Source organism: Cupriavidus sp. PB-02, assembly GCF_058252315.1.
Genome location: NZ_JBXPSX010000003.1, coordinates 764419 through 782703, shown reverse-complemented (window position 1 = coordinate 782703; position 18285 = coordinate 764419). Strand labels below are relative to the sequence as shown.

The window sequence follows — 18285 nt, the reverse complement described above, 5'->3', positions numbered from 1 at the left end:
CTTTAGTGTGCGAAACTCCTGAGCCTGCCTTCAGCCTCGGCGACGATATTCCGAACTACCTCGGCGGCGGGCGGAATGTCATGAACCAGGCCAACCACCTCACCCGCGATGACTGCGGCGACGTTGAAATCTCCTCGCTCACGGGCCTGGCGATAGCGCTCCGCCTCTTGCGGGTGTTGAAGCAGTGCAGTTTCGCGTCCTTCCCATACTTGCGAGAAGCTATTCCTCAACACGCGCCCGTTGTAAGGTGCAGGCCAAACGTTGCAGCGCACAATATCGAACAGAATACTGCGGATGGTTTCATCTCCGACGGCGGACACGATTCGCGCTTTGGCATCGGCATGGCCCGCGGATTCGACCGTCGCGTAGAAGCGCGTTCCCATCAACACGCCGCTCGCCCCGAGCATCAATGCCGCCGCCAATCCGCGTCCGTCCGCAATGCCTCCAGCCGCAACTACTGGCACCTCGCCGCATAGATCGACAACCTCGGGAACCAAAGTGAACGTCGTTCGCGAACAAGCGTGACCTGCGCCCTCCGTGCCCTGGGTGACGATAATATCTGCGCCACATGCAAGGGCTTCTCGTGCCTGGTCGACTGCCTGCACACCACAGATCAGGAGAGCGCCGCTACGCTTGATCGTCTCGGCATGCGGCGCAGGGTTGCCGAACGAAAGCATGACCGCCGCGGGCTTGCGCTCCAGCGCGAAATCGAGACAGCGCGGATTGCGTGCCAGGGTCCACGTGATAAAGCCGACGCCAACTCGCGCATCTCCGGCGGCAGCGAACTGCCGTTCCAGCCAGCTTTCGTCACCATATCCGCCCCCGATCAGACCGAATCCGCCTGCCGTCGACACGGCGGCAGCAAGCGCCCCACCGGCTACCAGATCCATCGGCGCCAGCAAAACAGGGTGGTCAACCTCAAGGAGTGCAGTCAACCGAGTGTCGATCGCCATGATCGCCTCCTTGCAACATTTGAAAGCATCAGCAGGTGGATGACAGCAGCCAGGCGCCACCGTGGAGTCGGAACCAGCGAAGGCGCGGCGGACCAAAAGAATTCATTGTCGGACACGACAAAGGCAAGTCAAGGCGCCGCACACGTTCCTCGACTGTCTGTAAATTTTCATGGGTGCCGAGTGAAGGAACTGTGCTCGATTGGGCGCAAATGCTCGTTCAACGCGTCGATAGCCGTTTCCCTGTCGCGAGCGTGTAGCGCCTCGGCGCTGGACCGCTGCCGCACCGCGTTAGCTGAGAGCGACCCCGCTTTCCCCGACAGATCGTAACTATTGGACATAGCACCCTCCGCACGGCCTACTTATCCACGCCAGCCACGCCTCTTTGAGAAAAAATGACCGCTGGCGTCGGACTTTCGTTGACGATCAGCTTGAAGATATCCGGACGCGCGTAGTGGCCCACAGGATCGAAGTCAAACTGGCCACGCGCAATCTCCTCAGTATCGAGCTCGGCAGTCAGGGTGACTTCGCCGTTGTAGTCCGGGCCTGCAAGAACCCGGCCAAGCGGATCAATGATCATGCTTCCGCCACGCATCAGCACGGCATTCCCGTCATCGGAGAGGCGGTTATGCATGTCGCCGGGAAAACTTGCGCGCGTCAGATACTGACATGCCGACAAGACAAAACACCGGCCCTCGAGTGCAATATGCCTGGCTGTTGCCACCCAGCTATCCCGATCGTCCGCAGTCGGGGTACAGTAGATCGCGATCCCTTTGCCATACATTGCCGTGCGGAGCAACGGCATGTAGTTCTCCCAGCAGATGACCGCCCCCAGCGGACCCCAGGGCGTTTCCACGACGTCGAGGGTAGATCCGTCGCCAAATCCCCAGCACAAGCGTTCTGCCGCGGTTGGCATCAGTTTTCGGTGCTTGCCAAGTAGTGCGCCGTCGGGGCCGAAGTACAGCGCGGTACAGTACAGCGTACCGCCCTCCCGCTCGATCACGCCTATCACGACATACATCGAGGCATCGCGCGCGGCCTGTCCCAAGGCATCGGTCTCAGGGCCCGGCAACCGAATCGCACGACCCTGATATCGGGCGTATTCCTGCCGGCCCTCTGGCGTGCGAGCGCCGATGAAAATGTGGAAGTCCGCTCCCTTGGGGTAGCCGCCAATGAACGCCTCCGGAAAGAGCGCGACCTCGGCCCCGCGCTGGCGTGCCTCTGCAATCAGAGCCGCAGCCTTGTTCACCGAGGCCGCCGTATCCCCGGGAACCGGCGCGGCCTGCACCACTGCGGCGACAAATTTTGTCATGCTGCTCTCCCTCTGTTCTCTTGTTGCAGGCGGCGAAGCATCGGAGTCGCGCCAGGCATCCGGCTTGGGCGGTCTCGGCACACTGACCATTAGCGTACCGCCACGTCGTATTCGCTCTGTTCGCATCCCGACAGATGCTCGCAGTTGAATGCGTGCTGGCAGTAACATGAACGTACTTCAAGCTTATGAGCCTAGATTTCTCGCGTTGGAATTACAAGGAGATCGGGTTTATATCTGACTTTCTTTAAGTTGAAAATGTTTAAAAATTTAAGATCACCCCATGTCGGGGTTATCGTGCTTTGGGCGCAGAATGTCACGCTGAGATCCGGAAATTCCAATGCCATCAACGACTTACGGGACAGGAAGAAAAAACAACACGTGGCACGCGTGAGTCGTTGAGTTATCGGAATATTATTCCTTCGACCGTATCAATCTGCGCAGAAAGGACGATCACCCCCTATCAGGCGCTGTCCGACAAAAGAGAAAAGCCCTCGGCCGGGGAGGGCGAGGACTTGAAAAGACTGATCGGGCGGGTGCAGAACCGCCCTGATGCTGGCATCAAAAAAATAACTGATATCCGAGGCCGAGATCTGAGCACGGCTCCACTGCCTAAAGCCCTCACCATCGTTTGGCCGAGGGCTTTGTCTTGCGCTTCACGCCATTCACCGCACTTGGCAGGGTCCGGGCGTGCATGTCACGGTAGACCCTGGCGGCACAATGACCGTACGACCGCTCGCCGGGGGAGGCGAAGGCGACTCGATGACATGGCGCTCAAATGAGAAGCAACTGCCCAGCCCCAGCAGAGGCAACAAAGCCAGTGAACGTACAAAGAGTCTTAAGCTTGCCATGTTGATCTCCCCTCCCAGTCGGGTAAGGCGGTCGGTGCGGGTGCCCGGAACGTAGCTTTTTCCGTTGTGAAAGTATAGGAAATGACAGACGCGACCCGCCCTGCCAACTTCCGGGCCTCCTCGGCCGAGGGCTTTGCTCTTTGTCGGACGGCTGTGCTCAATGACCAGCTCCGGTCTTACGTTGAACGACGGTATCCCTCCATCGCCGGAGAAGAAGCCCGTCGCCTTGCCGCTTAGTCAGCCCCCGGTTTGGCACGGTCTCCGCAGTTGGCGCCGGAACGTATTCCACCACCGCGCCCGCGACCGCATTTGTGACTGCAGCCACCGCGCCGCCGAGTCCCGACTCTCCTGCGCCTTTTATGCCGAGCGGGTAAAAGGGGTTGGGCGTGATCCTACGGCCACCCATCTAGTCGAGGTGATTGCCTGCCACCCTTGCCTATATGGGCAGTTGCCTTCTCATCACCCGCGCGCCTCCCGCGCAGTCAGTATGACCTGCGGGACGCAGGCGCAACGCGCGCCCGCCCCTTCGTGACTACACGGCACTCAGCCAATTCGGATACCAAGGCGCACTTATCGCCACATGGCATCAAATGCAAAGTCTGCGGCAGCCCAAGCAAAGTTGGGGCTTGCCGCAACACCTACTTTGGTAATGAGTCGGATCTCCTCATCGGCCAGGTGAAGCGGCTTGTAGCCCTTGAGCTTGTAATTTACCTAAACGAAGTCTTAATCATGTTTGGATTGTTCAAGAAGCAGCCTGCGAACATCTACGATTTGCCCTTTGGCGAAAAGAGCGAAGGGGAAATCCGAAAACTTGCAGAAAATTTGTCCAACCAAATCCGGGTCATTGTGCATGAAGATGTTTCTGGCTCAAATTGCAAGAATGATGGACGGGCATCTCTCCTGATCGAAGAAGCGGCATTCGATATTAGCAGCAACATGTTCGATCGCATCAAGATTTGGGAAGGTGTAGAGAACGTTGACATGGTCGCATACCGCAACCTTATCGCGGCATTCCAAAACCCGAGGCGGCGCAACGGCCTCATCGCATCGATGATCTAAGCAACTCCGGCTCTTTGCAAGCGGCAAAGTGTCCGACCTTGCCAACCTGGTTGTAATAGACCCGGTTGGGATATGCCCGCGCCAGCCAAGCCTTCGGTGGCCAGTAAACCTCGCCTGGAAAGACGGCCAATGCCGCCGGAACGGTAACGCGGCTGGTCTTTGCTGGCGCCACGCTGGTCTCCCTGTAGATCCGGGCGCTGGACTCGTCGGTGTTCGTCAGCCATTAGAGCGAGACGTTGTCGAGGATCGGATCACGACCCAGTGTCCGGCGTGTAGAGACCCAGTCGGCCAACTTGCTGAGATGCGCGGCAAGGCCCGTTATCGTCCCCTATCGCGTCCAGGCAACGTCGGTCTCACGTTCTGCAAGGCCCCGCGCGCTCGGGGCGACTGGTTGTAACTGCGGGGGTCAAAGCCGCTGCGGTCGCGCCTGGGGGAGTACGGAATGCAAGAGAATTACAAATCACTGCAACTAAAAATCCATCACACTGTGAGCCAACACCCCACGGACGGGTGATGACATTCAAAACAACTTCGATGCATATTGTCGGGCTTTGGAGGAAGCTGCTTTCAGAGGTGGTCGCTAACACCCGTGCAGCGCAGCAAAAAAGGGTCAACAATGATAAGAGATATCCGACTACGGGCTGCTGGGTCAGCGGAGTCAGAGGCCATCTCGCGAGTCCTGCAGACTTGCGGCTTGCCTTATGACGAAATAGAACACCCATCCAGCCTATTTCATATCGCCACCATGGGCGGAAAGGTGGTCGGCTGTGCCTACGGCGAACAGCATGGTCGCACCTTCGCCATTCACGCGGCGGCTGTCCTTCCGGAGTGCCGCGGGCACCGTGTTGCAACCTATCTGGTCAGCACACTCCTGATGCGCGCACGGGCCCATGGCTGCATAAAGGCAACAGTCCTCAACCCCGAGCAACCTGGCTTCTTTGCCCGATGCGGCTTCACCTTAACTCCTGCAGACAGCGTGACGCATGAGCTGCACTTATCCAGAGAGACGCTCCGACGCTTCGGCATAAGGACTCACTATATGTGCCGTCACCTCGATTAGTCCCTCGACAAACCATACCTGGCCCCTGACCAAGATAAAGGTTTATGTGCTGCAGAGCATAAAGCGTATCTTGGTCGCAGGCCTATTCGTTGACCTTGGCCAATAGCAGGTGCATCGGACAAGTTGCCGAATAGCCCTGGCATAGGCCGTCACCGGAATCAGTTCGTTGCCTTGAACATGTCCTCGACTACCTTCTTGGCGTCGCCGAACACCATCATGGTCTTGTCCATGTAGAACAGCTCGTTGTCCAGGCCGGCGTAGCCGGCGGCCATCGAGCGCTTGTTGACGATGATGGTCTTGGCCTTGTACGCCTCCAGGATCGGCATGCCCGCGATCGGCGACTTGGGATCGGTCTTGGCCGCCGGGTTGACGGCCCCTGACCAAGATACGCCCAAACCGCTATCATAAGCCTTCTGGTTATATAGATGGCAATGATAATAACTTGAGGAAATAAGCAAGAAACTGTCACCTGCCCCAGCTACGCTGGCCGGCCTTTCAGCGATTGTCGAGATCCTGTATGGCCACCGTCGAGCGTACCGCCTACCCGCGTTTCCCAAAGGTCTTTTCCCTCAAGGTATTGCGGGCCTGCTACACACCAAGCGCGGAAGAGTTGGACTGGGCGACGCGGTCCACACGCGGGCAAGAATCGCGACTTGGTCTGCTGGTGCTCCTGAAGGTCTTTCAGCAGCTACACCACTTCCCGAACCTTGACACGATTCCTGCCAGCGTGCCGGAACTGGTGCGCATCAGTGCCGGCCTGAACCCAGGTACGAAGTTTGGCTACGACCGAAAGGTGTCGCCGACCTTGTTCCGGCACTACACGGCCGTGCGAGAGTTCCTTGGCATCCAGGCCTACCTCGGCACCGATGCCAACGAGGTCACTATCCGTGCTGCGCGCGACGCCGCCGAAACGATGGACCAGCCGGTTGACATCATCAACGCGACGATCGATGCCCTGGTCCTGCGTCAGATCGAACTGCCATCCTTCTCCACGTTAGATGCCATCGTCGAGCAGGTCCACGCTCGCACGCAAACTGCCCTGTTTCGCCGCATCAGACGACGCCTGTCCGAGGACGAGCAGCACCGGCTTGACCGGTTGCTGACCCGAGACCTAGCAAGCCGTCAAACCGCTTATCACAACATCAAGCGCCACGCGCTGCGTCCCTCGCGCAAGCACCTGACTCTGCTGATCGAGCATCTAACCTGGCTGGACACCATTGGAGACTTTTCCAAGACCGTGGCAGGCGTGCCGGCTTCCAAGCTGCGGTCCTTGGCGAGCCAGGCTATGAGCCTAGACGCGGCCAATCTCAAGGAGATCTTGCCGGAAAAGCGTTATGCGCTGATGGTGGCGCTCCTCAATCAAATGCGGGTACGGGTGCGGGACGATCTCGCCGAAATGTTTATCCGGCGCATGAGCGCCATCCACAAGCGGGCACGGGAGGAGTTGGAGCAAATCCAGTCCCGCCGCCGCGCGCAAATGGAAAAGCTCGTCGCGCTGCTCGACGGCGTGGTCGAGATCGTTGCCGAGGGCGAGGATGATGCTCAGATCGGCGTAGAGGTAAGGCGCCTTCTTGCCCCCTCAGGCGATTTGGAGCCTCTACGCGAGAGCTGCGCCGAGGTCCGCGCCTTCAGCGGGAACAACTACTTGCCCCTTTTGTGGCGGCATTTTCGCCCGCACCGCTCGGTAATGTTGCGCCTGGCCGAAGTGCTGAAGTGGCAGTCAACCAGCCAGTCGTGCACCCTGCTGGCCGCACTGGCAGTAGTGTTGAAGAATGCGGCCCTGCACCGCGAATGGTTTGCCGCCGACGTCGATCTGAGCTTCGCCTCGGAGCGCTGGCGTAAGCTCGTACAGCGCTCTGACATTCTGGGGCCTGGCATCAATCGGCGCTATCTGGAGCTCTGCGTGCTTTCGCATATGGTTGGCGAACTGCGCTCTGGCGACCTCTGTGTCGTCGGCTCGGACGCGTTTGCCGACTACCGGCTGCATCTGTTGCGCTGGCGTGAATGCGAGCGCCGCCTCCCTGACTACTGCGCCAAGTTGGAGATGCCGACCAACGCGCAGGATTTCGTTGCACACCTACGTCAGTGGTTGGCCGCGACGGCACAGAACCTGGACGATAGTTTTCCGGATAAGCGTCAGCACGTCACCATTGGCCGCAACGGCGAGCCGGTATTCCGTCGGACCGTCGCCAAGGAAATCCCCGCCAGCGCGCTTGCGCTTCAGCAGACGCTGATCCGCCACATGCCGAACCGCAACCTGCTGGACGTCCTGGCCAACATCGAGCATTGGACCCACTTCACGCGCCACTTCGGCCCGCTTTCAGGCAGCGATCCCAAGATCCGCCACGCCGCCGAGCGCTACTTGCTGACGATCTTCGCGATGGGCTGCAATCTCGGACCCACGCAAGCAGCTCGCCACATGGGCGAACGGGTGACGCCGCACATGATGTCGTTCGTCAATCGGCGGCATATGAGTCTCGAACGGCTTGAAACCGCGCAGCGCGAACTGATCGAGTTGTATCTTCAGCTCGACCTGCCCAAGCATTGGGGGGACGGTAAGACCGTGGCGGCCGACGGCACGCAATACGACTTCTACGACAATAACCTGCTCACGGGCTACCACTTCCGCTACCGTAAGAAGGGCGCGGTGGCCTACCGGCATGTTGCAGACAACTACATTGCCGTATTCCGACACTTCATCCCGCCCGGCGTGTGGGAGGCTGTCTACGTCATCGAGGGCTTGCTCAAGGCAGGCTTGAGCGTGGAGGCAGACACGGTGCATGCCGACACCCAGGGCCAGTCGGCTGCGGTTTTTGCCTTTACCTACCTGCTTGGCATCAACCTGATGCCGCGGATTCGCAACTGGCAGGATCTGAAACTTTACCGAGCCGACCCCAGTTCCAAGTATCGTCACATTGACCGTCTCTTCTCGGGCGCGGTGGACTGGGACCTGATCGCCCTTCATTGGCAGGACCTGATGCAGGTCGCTTTGTCGATCCAGGCCGGAACCATATCCTCTCCCCTACTGCTGCGCCGCTTGGGATCGGATAGTCGCAAGAATCGCCTCCTGCTGGCCGCCCAGGAACTGGGCAAGGTTGTTCGCACCGTGTTTCTGCTGGAGTGGATCGGCAGCCGCGAACTGCGCCAGGAAATCACTGCGACTACCAACAAGATCGAGTCCTACAATGGCTTTGCCAAGTGGTTTTCGTTCGGCGGCGATGTGCTGCCAGTGAACGATCCCGACGAGCAGCAAAAGCGATTGCGCTACAACGATTTGATCGCCTCCGCAGTGATCCTTCAGAACACCGCCGACATGATGCAGGCACTTCGCGCCATGGAGAAGGATGGTATCAAGGTCGACGTAGACGACATCGGCTTCCTCAGCCCCTATCTCACCAGCAACATCAAGCGCTTTGGCGACTACAAGCTAAACCTTGAGCGGACTCCGGAGGCTTGGATCCGCGACAGTCTCTTCGCTGCCCCCGCATTCTCCGCTCGGAAACCACGCCATGCCTAACACCCAGACCCCTTTTGGCCCGGTTGACACCGATGCCTTGCATCGCCTGCAGGACAGTTTCGACACCAGCGAGATCCTGCGCATTGTGGACCTCGTCGATACGATACGAACCCGAGTCAGCGAGCCAGCAGGCATTCGCGACGATTTACTCCAGTTACATGGCATGGCCCATACGGTTCTCAATGGTGCCAGTCTCGTCTCGGGAGCAACGAATCCAGCCTTGGTCGAGCAGGCCGAGGCCATTGTGGAGGAACTGGAAGACTTGACACGGATGCTCCAACGCGCCGTGCACGCGCTGCGCCCACTAGAACTTCTCCGACCTTCCGGCGACGCGTGACAGGCTTGCTGCATCGATAGGTGCACCGGCCTGCAATAGCCGACTGTCCATCTTGTGCTGCCTGCAAGCCATTCCGGCTGAGCACCAGAAAAGCCTTTGGTACGCCTCGAGCGCTCGCCTTATATCGAAGATGCACAGTTAGGCGAATTCATCATAACTGGGAGGCTTATGATAGCGGATTGGGCGTATCTTGGTCGCAGGCCTTTATGGCTCGCGGCCAAGAGCTCCAGCGTCAGCTACAGCGGCGAGCTAACGCCAGAGGAGTTGGAGCAGGCACTGGCATCCGGTGAAATCCCTGCCCAACATCATGCTCAACTGGCTCACGTACTCGACGAAGCGCCGCTTCAGCTTGTCTGCAAGGTGGTGGCTGAAGTTGCCGCCAAGCGGCACCGCGAAACTACCGAGATCTGGAAAAACCTGCGGCGCCTGGCACAGACCCTCAATGCTACGCGCTCGGGCCTATGGGGTGATCGGTCATGACTGCTTCGGCGTGCGTTGCAGCTTGACTGGGACCGGGTCCTGAGGACGGAGCTGCGCCGTCAGCATGTCCCGCAGGCGCGGCAAGCCGATGATCCAGCCATTGCGCACGATATCCACGGACGGAACCAGGTGATCCGGGTGCTCCGCGAAGTAGCGCTCGCTCGCAGCCATGAGGCGGCGAGATTCGACCGGCAGATTCGGACTCAGAACCATCGCGGCGAGCCGGAAAACGTTTGCCTCCCGCTGATTGCCGGCCACGGCCAGTCGACCACGCGGCAGCCGTGCACCTTTCCAGTAGCTCACATTCCTCATCTCTCGAGGTCACCGGCGGATCTCCTTGGACAAATCCCTCGGTGGCGCATTCGCGCGCGTAGCGCCTAGGCCTTCCTCTGGGTGCGACGGCGCGTTGGCAATGGGGGAAGGTTGGTGTCACGCATCATGTAGCGTGCGCAGGCCTCGATGTCTTGGTCGGAAACTCCGGCTTCCGCAAAGGTGTTCCTCCATCCAGAAACGATCTCCAGAATTTGCTCGGCTTCAGCATGCGCCTCCGCGGGCGTGAGCATGAAGCGGGTGGCCTGGGTCAGGGCGTTTTGCAGCGTCGGGTCCGTGCCGTGATCGCCGACAATCAGTTGCTGGTAGGGAATGCCTTGCAATTGCGGCTGGACGTCATAGACCGGTGACAGCCGCCAATCTTCCCCACCTTGATGCAGGAAGGCGTGATTCTTGGCGTGGTCGTCCGTGTTTTCGATGAGGATGTTCAGGACCATGCGTCGGAACATCTGGAGACAGTCGTCGAGAGGCCAGGGTGAGTAGCGGCGCGCCACCTCCGCGATGTCTGCATAGGACATTTGTTCCTCAGGGATGCCATCGGCAAGCAGCAGCGTGCGCGCGCTCGCGAAGTGGATGCGGTCGCCGCCAGGTTCCCGGTCAAACCGCTTGACCAGTAGCGTGTTTTTCCTGCCCAGCTGGACGAGCCTGGACTCGGGCGCCTCGATGCCGCACGCTTGCGCCAGCACGAGTGAGGCATGCTCAATCGCGCAGAAATCCACCTCGTCGCCCTCTGCTGGGAACTTGGCGATCCAGGAGCTTCCTTCATCATCGACAATCGCCTTGGGACGGGCGCCGCCAGCGGTGCCGCCCGGTCGCAGCAACTGGCGAAGACGATCGTCGATTGGCAGCTGCAGTTCGACGGCGCGCGCGGCCTCGAGCAATCCTGGCAGATCCCCGCGATGGAACACGGGAGGATGATTGACCTCATACCGATCCGCCACCCCGGCGAAGCCGAGCGCGCCGATCCGGTCCTCGCCGGCCAAGGCCAGGTAGTCAATAGCCGCGCGCCTGCGTGGATTGAAGGCCCGATCGATAACGCGCCGGCCCCAGCGGTCCGGTCCAGCGTCTTCGAAAACAGGGTGTAGCTCTAGGCCGGACGGCGCTGAATACTTGCCATCACGGAGCGGCAAGTCTGGGGAGAGAGCGATGGCGTCCTTACGCTGCAGATAATCAGGCACGTAAGAGAACAGGCACTGCCGACCACCGATTAGATCCAGGCGGCCGCAGAGCACAGGTTCATGGCTGTGCGGTCGGTAAAACCAAACGTACAGGTGATCGTTCATGGTTTCTTCCACTGGGACTGCGACTTGGCGGCAGGCCGTTGAACGCGGGAGATCTCCAGATCCAGCGCGACCTCATCCGCGGCAGGATTCGCAATCTCTGGAAGCCATTTGAGGCGTCCAACCAGCCAGAGCGCCATTGCATAGACGGCGACTGACACCGACGGATCGCCTTGCTCCATCTTCCGGAGCGTCGGCACTGAAACCTGCATCCGCTCGGCGAAGGCCACCATTGTCTCTTTGCGCCGCTTGCGGGCAACTTGCAGATTGAGACCGAGCTGGATCAGCGACCGGCTGACCGGGCCTGGTAGGGTTGAAACTGCGCTGGCTTTCCTAGGCATGATGCAAATAATAATAGTCTAAATCGCTAAAAACAGAACGTATTATTTGCTTTTTCGCCGGATGTCAGCTTTCCATTAGCGGCGTATACGTCACTTTCGCATAATTAACATTATGTTAAGTTTAAGGCACATTCAGGCATTGTACGTCAACTACCCGTTGGCGACCCGGACAACGACTCGCTGAACGTGGAGTGGCGCATGCGGGTACCACGGCCCTGCGCTTACCCTTGGTTGTATCTCAATTGAGATGCATAATGTAGGTCAAAGCATAGGAGATTTCCATGGCGCATACCTCAATGCTGCACATCCGCGTGGACGACGACCTCAAAGCCCGGGCCACGCAAAACCTCGCCAGCGTCGGGCTAACCGTGTCCGACGCAGTTCGCATCCTGTTGACACGAATCGCCAAGGAGGGCGGGCTGCCGCCCGGTCTGACGACGGATCCCGAGACCTATGATGCTTGGTTCCGCGCCAAGGTCCAGCAAGCGCTGACCGACCCTGCCCCGCCGCTCCCGCATGACCAGGTCATGGACGACGTTCAGGCGCTGATCGACCGGAAACGCCGTGCGCGCGGTTGAATGGACGCGGTGGGCCAGGGCCGATCTTCTCGCCATCGTGGACTACATCTCGGATGAGAATCCGGATGCGGCCCAGAGCCTGAAGGACGACCTCGAAGCGAAAGCGGCACGGCTGCCGGAACACCCCGAGCTCTACCGAGCCGGCCGCGTCGCGGGCACGCGCGAGATGGTCGTGGCGGCCAACTACCTGGTCGTGTACGCCGTGGATGCCACCACCATCCGGATCCTGCGGGTACTCCATGCCGCGCAGCAATGGCCGTCGCCCGGTTGAGCCAGGCGAGGACTGACCAAAAAATGGGTGCGCCGCCCTGCCGCGACGCGCCTTCGGCTTCGCCCTTGGCGAAGCCACCAGCCTTTTGCGTGACAGACCGCCTGAGACCTCCAAGCACTAGCGCTGCCTGGCGTCGTCGTCCTGGACGCGCAAACACGGCGCGCCGGCTTCGACGCTGGTCGTCGCGGCAGCTCGTCGACTGCCTTTTTGAGATTGTTGCCGCGCGTTGGATGTGACTGCCGAACTCAGGGGCTAAGCACGAGTCCGTCGCCGAGCTTGGCCGCCAGCGCCGTCAAGTTCTGGCAGAATTTTCGCTTCTCCTCTGGCACCCCCCGCTGGGCGGCGATCCATCCCTTGAACGCGCAGAAGGACTCGGGGGAGATCGCTGTCAGGCGCTCCATGACGCCCGTTTTGGTAAAGACAATCGTGCTTACCCGACCGCCACGCAGGAGCTTGGTCATCCCATAGGACATGGCCGCCCCACTGTCATCCGCAATCGTGGTCGACAGCGTCGCTTCCGGCGTGCTCGCTTGCACGGCGCCAACGATGTCGACCACGAAGCCGACTTCGTTTCGCCCGCGCACGCAGAACCCCATCCTGGGGGCGAGCATGAAGGTCGGATCCACTGCCTGGAGTGCGGGCAGGATGACTGACTCTGCGATGGGCTTCGCCGTGACGAACTGCACGCGCTTGTTGTACAGCCCGAGTCTGACGGCATCGTCGATGCGGCAGCCCGCGGCGGACGCATAGGCAAGAATCGCGTAGTTCCCAATCACCGAGATCGTCTCCGCGAAACCCGCGCGGCGAAACGCCTCCAACAACTGAACCAGAATCTGTGGGGCATTGCCAGGCGCGTAGGCGGAAATCTCGCTTTCGGTTCGCGTCAGTTCCAGCCGCTTGGCCGCGGCGCGGCCTGGGCGGGTCGCCCCCGACGCCTCCGCGCGCACGGCGGCCTCCCATTCCGCAAAGCGCTGACATGCAACGCCATACTGCTCCAACTCAAGGCGCTCCAGATGGCGGACTTCAAAGCCGCCGCATTGGAATTTGCGACGCCCAGACGAGGCGGTCGCTCGCGCTGGGGCCTTCGTGGCACTCGCAAAGTCGTGCGCCGCTTCGCGGGGCGGTTCAGGCGCGGGAGCGGGACTCGCCGGACGCTCTTCCGTTGCCGCCTGCTTCGCCGGCGCGGCCGGCCGCGGCTTGATCACGGGTTCGCGCCCGGCAAACCGGCGCAGGTGATCGAGCTGCTCTTCCGCGAACGGCCCCTTCGGCAGGGTCAAGACCACCTTCGCAATGGCGTCGCCCGTCCGGCCAGTCTTGGTGTCACGCAGGCCTTTGCCGGCAAAGCGCAAAGACTTGCCGCTGCCCGTATTTGGCGGGACGTCTACCTCGAAGGTTCGTCCCACGATCTCGATGGTGGTCTTCCCGCCGATCCACGACGTGATGCAATCGATCTTCACCTCGCAGTGGATGTCGAGACCATTCAGGTACGTAGTCCCGGACTTCACCACCCGGATTTCGCAGAGCAGGTCCCCGGCCGCGCCACCGAACTCCCCTGGCATGCCGCCACCGACTGCACGAAGGATACGACCGGCTGGGGTGTTCGGCGGCACTTGGATGTCGAAGTGCCTGGCTTGTTTGAGGGTACCTTTCCCTTTGCACGGGCTGCAGCGCCAATCCACCCCCGACCCCTTGCACTTGCTACAGGTACGCTGCCCCCAACCATCCGCGGAAGGATGCCACCCGTCGCCGTCGCACTTTTCACACGCTACGGGAGCGTCCGTTTCCCCTGAGCCCCCGCAAGACGGGCATGTGTCTTCAACTTTGACCTCAATGGTTGCCTGGCCACCACGGACCGCCGTGTCAGCGTCAATCGACGTCTTGCAGCGAATGTCCTCGCCTCGTACAGGTGGTGGTCTGGATTGACGGCGTCTCCGCTGGCGCTGGTGAAACGGCTGGCGAAAGAGGTCTTCGGAATTAGCGTCGTCTTTGTCCGGCCCGGCCCACCAGGGATTCCCGCTACGGGCCGCGCCATTGCCCAGGTCGTACTCCGCGCGCTTCTGGGCGTCGCCAAGGATGCGGTTAGCCCTCTCGATTTCCTTGAATTTCTCCTCGGCCTGCTTCTTTTCCAGGGCAGACTTGCCGTGCTGTCGGTCGGGATGAAATTTCATCGCGAGCCGCCTGTAGGCCGCTCGGATCTCCGCCTCGGTCGCGCGAGGCGAAACGCCGAGAGTGTTGTAGTAGTCGATCATCACCGGCTAATCAGATTCACCTCGCTCATGGTCTGCGGGCCGGGACTGTGCTTCGGCCATCGAGACGGCGGACTGGCACAAAAAGATACCACTACCGATCCCTCACGGCGGACGCACCAGTAACGATGTACCGATTGCGCCACATAACGGATCGCGGGTTCAACTCCGTGGGCGTGCGTGATTAGTTCGCCTCTTGCGTCCCGCTTGCAACGCCCTACTCCCGCGTTTATCGTCCGCAGCGCTTGTGAGTTCTCCGGCGAGCAGTGCATCCGACTCAAGGCGCAACGCCGAGCGCTCAAACAGCCTCGAATTGTGGCGGCCCTGCAAGGTCGAGGATGCTCCACCGAGCGTGCAATGGTCTGCTGCGTGATCATTTTTCGCTGGCAAAAGAACTGCCGGGAAAAATGGCTCCTAATCCTGTGTTGCGCGATGTTTATATCGCCGTATCCTGCTCCGGTAGGTCCTGCTACCACCCGCGCCCGTCCCCTGATGAGCGCGGGTTCTTTTTTCGCGAACAGATGAACTGCGCGGCGCAGGCTGGATTGCCGTCAACGGCAACCTGGCGGATACTGAATGTGGGCGGCGCCGCAAGGTGTTACCCGATTTCTTCTTGGACGTTCTGCGGCTCTCCTCCATCGGAGCGAGGGCTGTTTTTTTGGTCGCGCTCACTATTTGGCAAGCGGCGCGTCCAACTTGCCGACGGCAGCCGCAGCTGCGCGGTCGAGCGCCGGATCTGCCGGTGTCATGTCGACCTGCGGGCGGCCTGGCCTGCGCGCACAATCCGAAAGCGCGCCAGTCGTTTGCCCGGCCCGCTGGCGCCCAACGGAGTTGCCAGTGAACCTCAACCGCCGGTCTAGCCTCCTTCGTCTTGATTTGGACAAGTCAGGACGCTGGGCAAGAACTCTCCCTCGATCGTGGCTACCGCGCACGCACCGAGACCGAAGATGCGGCACGGTCCTGTGTTCGGATAAGCCGTGGATTCGTGGTGATGGCCGTGGAAAGCGCGTTGCACGCCCATCGCTTCGATGAGCGTGTCAATCGCCTCGAACCCGTGTGGGTGACAAGCCGGAGCCTCGTGACTGACCAGGACATCCGCATGCTGACTCAGTAGCGCGTTGTAGGTCTGCGGGAAGATCGTGCTGCGATGGCGCCGCGGCAGACCACCCCGCCAGTAATTCCCCTTCCCACATTTGGCCAGATAGTCAGTGGCGCTCTCTACGCGCGATGGTTCGGGCGGCATCCAGACCTGGCCGCGAAAAATCCCTCCCAACCCGGCAATCCGAAGGCCTGCAATCGTGACCACCCGCCCATCCAGGTTCCGGTCGGCCAGGCCCGAGCCGAACAGGTTGTCGTGGTCGGCATCGCTGTCGGTGTCGTGATTGCCAGGAATCCACCAAACTTGCGTCAGGGGAAGGATGCTGGCGAGCTCTTCATCCAGTGGGCGCCTGGCCTGGATGTCGCCAGCGAGCACTACCGCCTCGGGGCGGTGACGGTGGACGCTTTCAATCAGCGGGCCGAACTCGCCATGGGGGTCGCCGCAAATGAATACGTGGCCTTCAGACATCGGTCTCGGATAGGTGACTTGGTTCGATGGAATCGACGGCGGTGAACCTGAACGGCCGGCGGGTGTAGGCCCGCCATGCGTCTCGGCCACGGTCTGGGTAAACGCGCCCCGTATGACCTCGTGCACCTGTGCATGGCCTATCGGGCGCGCTCCGTTTGCAAAGTGGCAGTCCGCTGTCACCCGATTATCTCTGAATGATCACCAATCTACCTGATCACCAGTCTGTCGAATGCGTAACCGCGACTGCGCCCGCGCAAGGTTACTTCATCCACCAGTACGGGTTCTTAAGTCAAAGCGGTACGCGGGACGACAAGACCTAACGAAGTAGACCGTTCCCCGCTTACAATGTTGCTATGCAATATGAATCTGGGCCGTAGAAGCGCGCGAATCGCCACAGGTCCTACTAGCAGGGGAGGCGGCAATGGCGACAGCTCTGGCTGCGACCAAAGGCGAAGCACTAAAGCTCCTGGAAACAGAGGGCGTCACGGTCGTGGATTTGGACTACGAATCAGGATGGAAGGATGCGATTGGGCTGGGCAGGCTGGGCGAAAAGCTTGGCATACGTGTCCAGTATCGCGGCCATGAGAGTATTGCCGTCAGCTCGCCCGCTGCACTCGTTGCCGGACTGAGTCGTCCAAAGCTCACGTTCCGTCAGCGCAATCTTTACTGCCAATTTGACCTCAGCATGCTACCAGTGGCTGACTTGGAGCGCCTGGAGGGAAAAGCGGAGAAGCTCGGAGACTACATCCTCGCTGGACATCTAACGAGGGATGTCGATGCTGTATGGACGGAATAAAGCATTGCCATGCAGCCATCCTGAAGTCCAAAACAGAATCAGCGCCGCGAGTCGCGCCTTGATTTGCCTGGCCGCCCTCGGGTAGCGCTTATCTCGTAGAGATATGGTTGGCCGGTTGCGGATTGCCCGTCGTCGTGGCAGCAGCTACCATCCCTGAAGACTTGTTGTGCCCGGCGATGTCGGGCCGGTCCTGCAGGGGCGCAATCTGACTACCAACGGGAACGCCGTGACGAATCAGCTCGATCTATTTGAAGATGGCCGCGATGTCATGCTTCGCAACGACGTGCTCACAGCGCTGGAGCAACGCAATGCCGCCGCCGGGCGTGAAGCACTGCAGCGCCTGGTCGCGGAATATCCAGACGACGCGCTTGTGCCGACCCTGGAGACACTTGTCTGTGTGTTGGAGGCTCCTGTCCACGAACACTTCGCGACTCACACGGCGCTGCGCGACACCTGCGAAGTGTGGTGTTTGCCGAGCATGCCGGCAGCGCGCCGAGCATTCGGCGACGTAGCGGGCATGGCTTGGTGCCTACCGCTGTGGCGTGCCGTCGCCCGGGCCGCCTCTCAATTGCCGTTTCACCGGGAGATGCCCGAATGGCATTCGGCACCCCTATGGATGCGCGCTGGGGAATGGACTGCGGCATGCAACAGCATCAAGCGAATCGGGTCATGGCGACGAATTCCAGCTCCCCTCGCCTGGATGGCCGAGACGGTCTACCGGCTCCAGGGGCTTGACCCGGCATGGCCACTCTTGGCCGAGCTTGCCTGGCTATCCCCGAAGAAGCTCGGCGCGCTCATACAAACGCTCGGGGATTCGTCATTGCTGGCGCTGCGCCGGCGGTTCGATGCGAATTTCGACGGTGACGGCACACCCGAGGATCTTTGCTGGTTTCCCGCCTGGTCCTTGGCCGAAAAACCCGGACTTGCTGCCCTCTTACGCGCGTCCGAGCCCTCGACGGGCACATCACCCGAACAGGGATTGCGGATCATGCTGGAGTTGTTGACCCTTGAGCGCCAGGGTCGCCAGCATGACTTGCTGGAACGGCGAAAGGACTTACGCGGCCTGCACGCGGGCCTCTTCGAGGCCTACATCCGTACGCGGTAACGTCTCGGGCTTTTCGCGTTTGCACGCACTCGCAGGGCACAAAAAAATGCTCTCCACCTCGCGGAAGAGAGCGCGCGCTGCGTTGACATCCGTGTCCTGGGGACGGCGGTGATCGGCAATTTCAAGCGCCTGCGCAGCCAACACGTGTTGTCACATGACCACGCTGAAGTTGCTCCCGCCACCAGTAATCATGTTGGCGCGCCAACCG

Annotated in this window: 16 protein-coding genes and 1 pseudogene; 9 read left to right on the top strand and 8 right to left on the bottom strand. The window is 60.5% G+C overall.

Annotated features, from left to right (window positions below):
* Positions 1-2 precede the first annotated feature (2 nt).
* Complete coding sequence (locus AC10V3_RS38080) at positions 3-953, bottom strand: NAD(P)H-dependent flavin oxidoreductase (RefSeq protein ID WP_022540182.1); 951 nt, start codon at positions 951-953, stop codon at positions 3-5.
* 355 nt (positions 954-1308) lie between these two features.
* Positions 1309-2262, bottom strand: a complete 954-nt coding sequence (locus AC10V3_RS38075) for a carbon-nitrogen hydrolase family protein (protein WP_022540181.1) — start codon at positions 2260-2262, stop codon at positions 1309-1311.
* Between the two features lie 1376 nt (positions 2263-3638).
* Between AC10V3_RS38075 and AC10V3_RS38070 the strand changes: the two genes are divergently transcribed.
* Positions 3639-4169, top strand: coding sequence for a hypothetical protein (locus AC10V3_RS38070; protein ID WP_349608977.1), 531 nt, complete (start codon positions 3639-3641; stop codon positions 4167-4169).
* 694 nt (positions 4170-4863) lie between these two features.
* Positions 4864-5229 carry a GNAT family N-acetyltransferase gene (locus AC10V3_RS38065; protein ID WP_349608979.1) on the top strand — a complete coding sequence of 122 codons (366 nt, stop codon included), beginning with the start codon at positions 4864-4866 and terminating at the stop codon, positions 5227-5229.
* Between the two features lie 158 nt (positions 5230-5387).
* Here AC10V3_RS38065 and AC10V3_RS38060 read toward each other — a convergent pair.
* Positions 5388-5600: pseudogene (locus AC10V3_RS38060) on the bottom strand (NAD(P)(+) transhydrogenase (Re/Si-specific) subunit beta); the annotation flags it as partial.
* Between the two features lie 146 nt (positions 5601-5746).
* Between AC10V3_RS38060 and AC10V3_RS38055 the strand changes: the two are divergent.
* The 3 genes from AC10V3_RS38055 to AC10V3_RS38045 all read left to right on the top strand — a co-directional run bounded on the left by AC10V3_RS38055 (position 5747) and on the right by AC10V3_RS38045 (position 9563).
* The gene (locus AC10V3_RS38055) at positions 5747-8746 is read left to right on the top strand and encodes a Tn3 family transposase (protein ID WP_490924333.1); all 3000 of its coding nucleotides are present in this window, start codon (positions 5747-5749) and stop codon (positions 8744-8746) included.
* The gene (gene tnpC / locus AC10V3_RS38050) at positions 8739-9083 is read left to right on the top strand and encodes a Tn3 family transposase post-transcriptional regulator TnpC (protein ID WP_022540176.1); all 345 of its coding nucleotides are present in this window, start codon (positions 8739-8741) and stop codon (positions 9081-9083) included. Before AC10V3_RS38055 ends, tnpC begins: the two co-directional genes overlap by 8 nt.
* A gap of 96 nt (positions 9084-9179) precedes the next feature.
* Entirely contained in the window at positions 9180-9563 is a 384-nt protein-coding gene (locus AC10V3_RS38045) for a hypothetical protein (protein WP_349608983.1), read from the top strand.
* Here the strand turns inward: AC10V3_RS38045 and AC10V3_RS38040 are convergent.
* The 3 genes from AC10V3_RS38040 to AC10V3_RS38030 all read right to left on the bottom strand — a co-directional run bounded on the left by AC10V3_RS38040 (position 9558) and on the right by AC10V3_RS38030 (position 11514).
* Positions 9558-9866, bottom strand: a complete 309-nt coding sequence (locus AC10V3_RS38040; protein WP_022540174.1) for a hypothetical protein — start codon at positions 9864-9866, stop codon at positions 9558-9560. The genes AC10V3_RS38045 and AC10V3_RS38040 overlap by 6 nt on opposite strands.
* Positions 9867-9940: 74 nt before the next feature.
* Complete coding sequence (locus tag AC10V3_RS38035; protein ID WP_022540173.1) at positions 9941-11176, bottom strand: type II toxin-antitoxin system HipA family toxin; 1236 nt, start codon at positions 11174-11176, stop codon at positions 9941-9943.
* Positions 11173-11514, bottom strand: coding sequence for a helix-turn-helix domain-containing protein (locus AC10V3_RS38030; RefSeq protein WP_022540172.1), 342 nt, complete (start codon positions 11512-11514; stop codon positions 11173-11175). The genes AC10V3_RS38035 and AC10V3_RS38030 overlap by 4 nt, the downstream gene beginning before the upstream one ends.
* Positions 11515-11795: 281 nt before the next feature.
* Between AC10V3_RS38030 and relB the strand changes: the two genes are divergently transcribed.
* Positions 11796-12092, top strand: coding sequence for a type II toxin-antitoxin system RelB family antitoxin (gene relB, locus AC10V3_RS38025; protein WP_022540171.1), 297 nt, complete (start codon positions 11796-11798; stop codon positions 12090-12092).
* Positions 12079-12363, top strand: coding sequence for a type II toxin-antitoxin system RelE/ParE family toxin (locus AC10V3_RS38020; protein ID WP_022540170.1), 285 nt, complete (start codon positions 12079-12081; stop codon positions 12361-12363). Before relB ends, AC10V3_RS38020 begins: the two co-directional genes overlap by 14 nt.
* A 245-nt stretch (positions 12364-12608) precedes the next feature.
* On the opposite strand, the gene AC10V3_RS38015 is transcribed toward AC10V3_RS38020, so the two are convergent.
* Positions 12609-14612, bottom strand: coding sequence for a GSU2403 family nucleotidyltransferase fold protein (locus AC10V3_RS38015; protein WP_022540169.1), 2004 nt, complete (start codon positions 14610-14612; stop codon positions 12609-12611).
* Between the two features lie 853 nt (positions 14613-15465).
* Positions 15466-16176, bottom strand: a complete 711-nt coding sequence (locus AC10V3_RS38010) for a metallophosphoesterase family protein (RefSeq protein WP_022540168.1) — start codon at positions 16174-16176, stop codon at positions 15466-15468.
* Between the two features lie 421 nt (positions 16177-16597).
* Here AC10V3_RS38010 and AC10V3_RS38005 point away from each other — a divergent pair, with 421 nt between their 5' ends.
* Complete coding sequence (locus AC10V3_RS38005) at positions 16598-16972, top strand: hypothetical protein (protein ID WP_022540167.1); 375 nt, start codon at positions 16598-16600, stop codon at positions 16970-16972.
* 226 nt (positions 16973-17198) lie between these two features.
* Positions 17199-18077 (top strand): hypothetical protein, encoded by an 879-nt coding sequence (locus AC10V3_RS38000; RefSeq protein WP_041682383.1) that lies wholly within the window; start codon positions 17199-17201, stop codon positions 18075-18077.
* Positions 18078-18285: the final 208 nt, after the last annotated feature.

Coding starts and splice junctions, on each gene's coding strand:
- AC10V3_RS38080 (WP_022540182.1), bottom strand. CDS start 953: ATGGCGATCGACACTCGGTTGACTGCACTCCTTGAGGTTGACCACCCT.
- AC10V3_RS38075 (WP_022540181.1), bottom strand. CDS start 2,262: ATGACAAAATTTGTCGCCGCAGTGGTGCAGGCCGCGCCGGTTCCCGGG.
- AC10V3_RS38055 (WP_490924333.1), top strand. CDS start 5,747: ATGGCCACCGTCGAGCGTACCGCCTACCCGCGTTTCCCAAAGGTCTTT.
- tnpC (WP_022540176.1), top strand. CDS start 8,739: ATGCCTAACACCCAGACCCCTTTTGGCCCGGTTGACACCGATGCCTTG.
- AC10V3_RS38035 (WP_022540173.1), bottom strand. CDS start 11,176: ATGAACGATCACCTGTACGTTTGGTTTTACCGACCGCACAGCCATGAA.
- AC10V3_RS38030 (WP_022540172.1), bottom strand. CDS start 11,514: ATGCCTAGGAAAGCCAGCGCAGTTTCAACCCTACCAGGCCCGGTCAGC.
- relB (WP_022540171.1), top strand. CDS start 11,796: ATGGCGCATACCTCAATGCTGCACATCCGCGTGGACGACGACCTCAAA.
- AC10V3_RS38015 (WP_022540169.1), bottom strand. CDS start 14,612: ATGATCGACTACTACAACACTCTCGGCGTTTCGCCTCGCGCGACCGAG.
- AC10V3_RS38010 (WP_022540168.1), bottom strand. CDS start 16,176: ATGTCTGAAGGCCACGTATTCATTTGCGGCGACCCCCATGGCGAGTTC.
- AC10V3_RS38005 (WP_022540167.1), top strand. CDS start 16,598: ATGGCGACAGCTCTGGCTGCGACCAAAGGCGAAGCACTAAAGCTCCTG.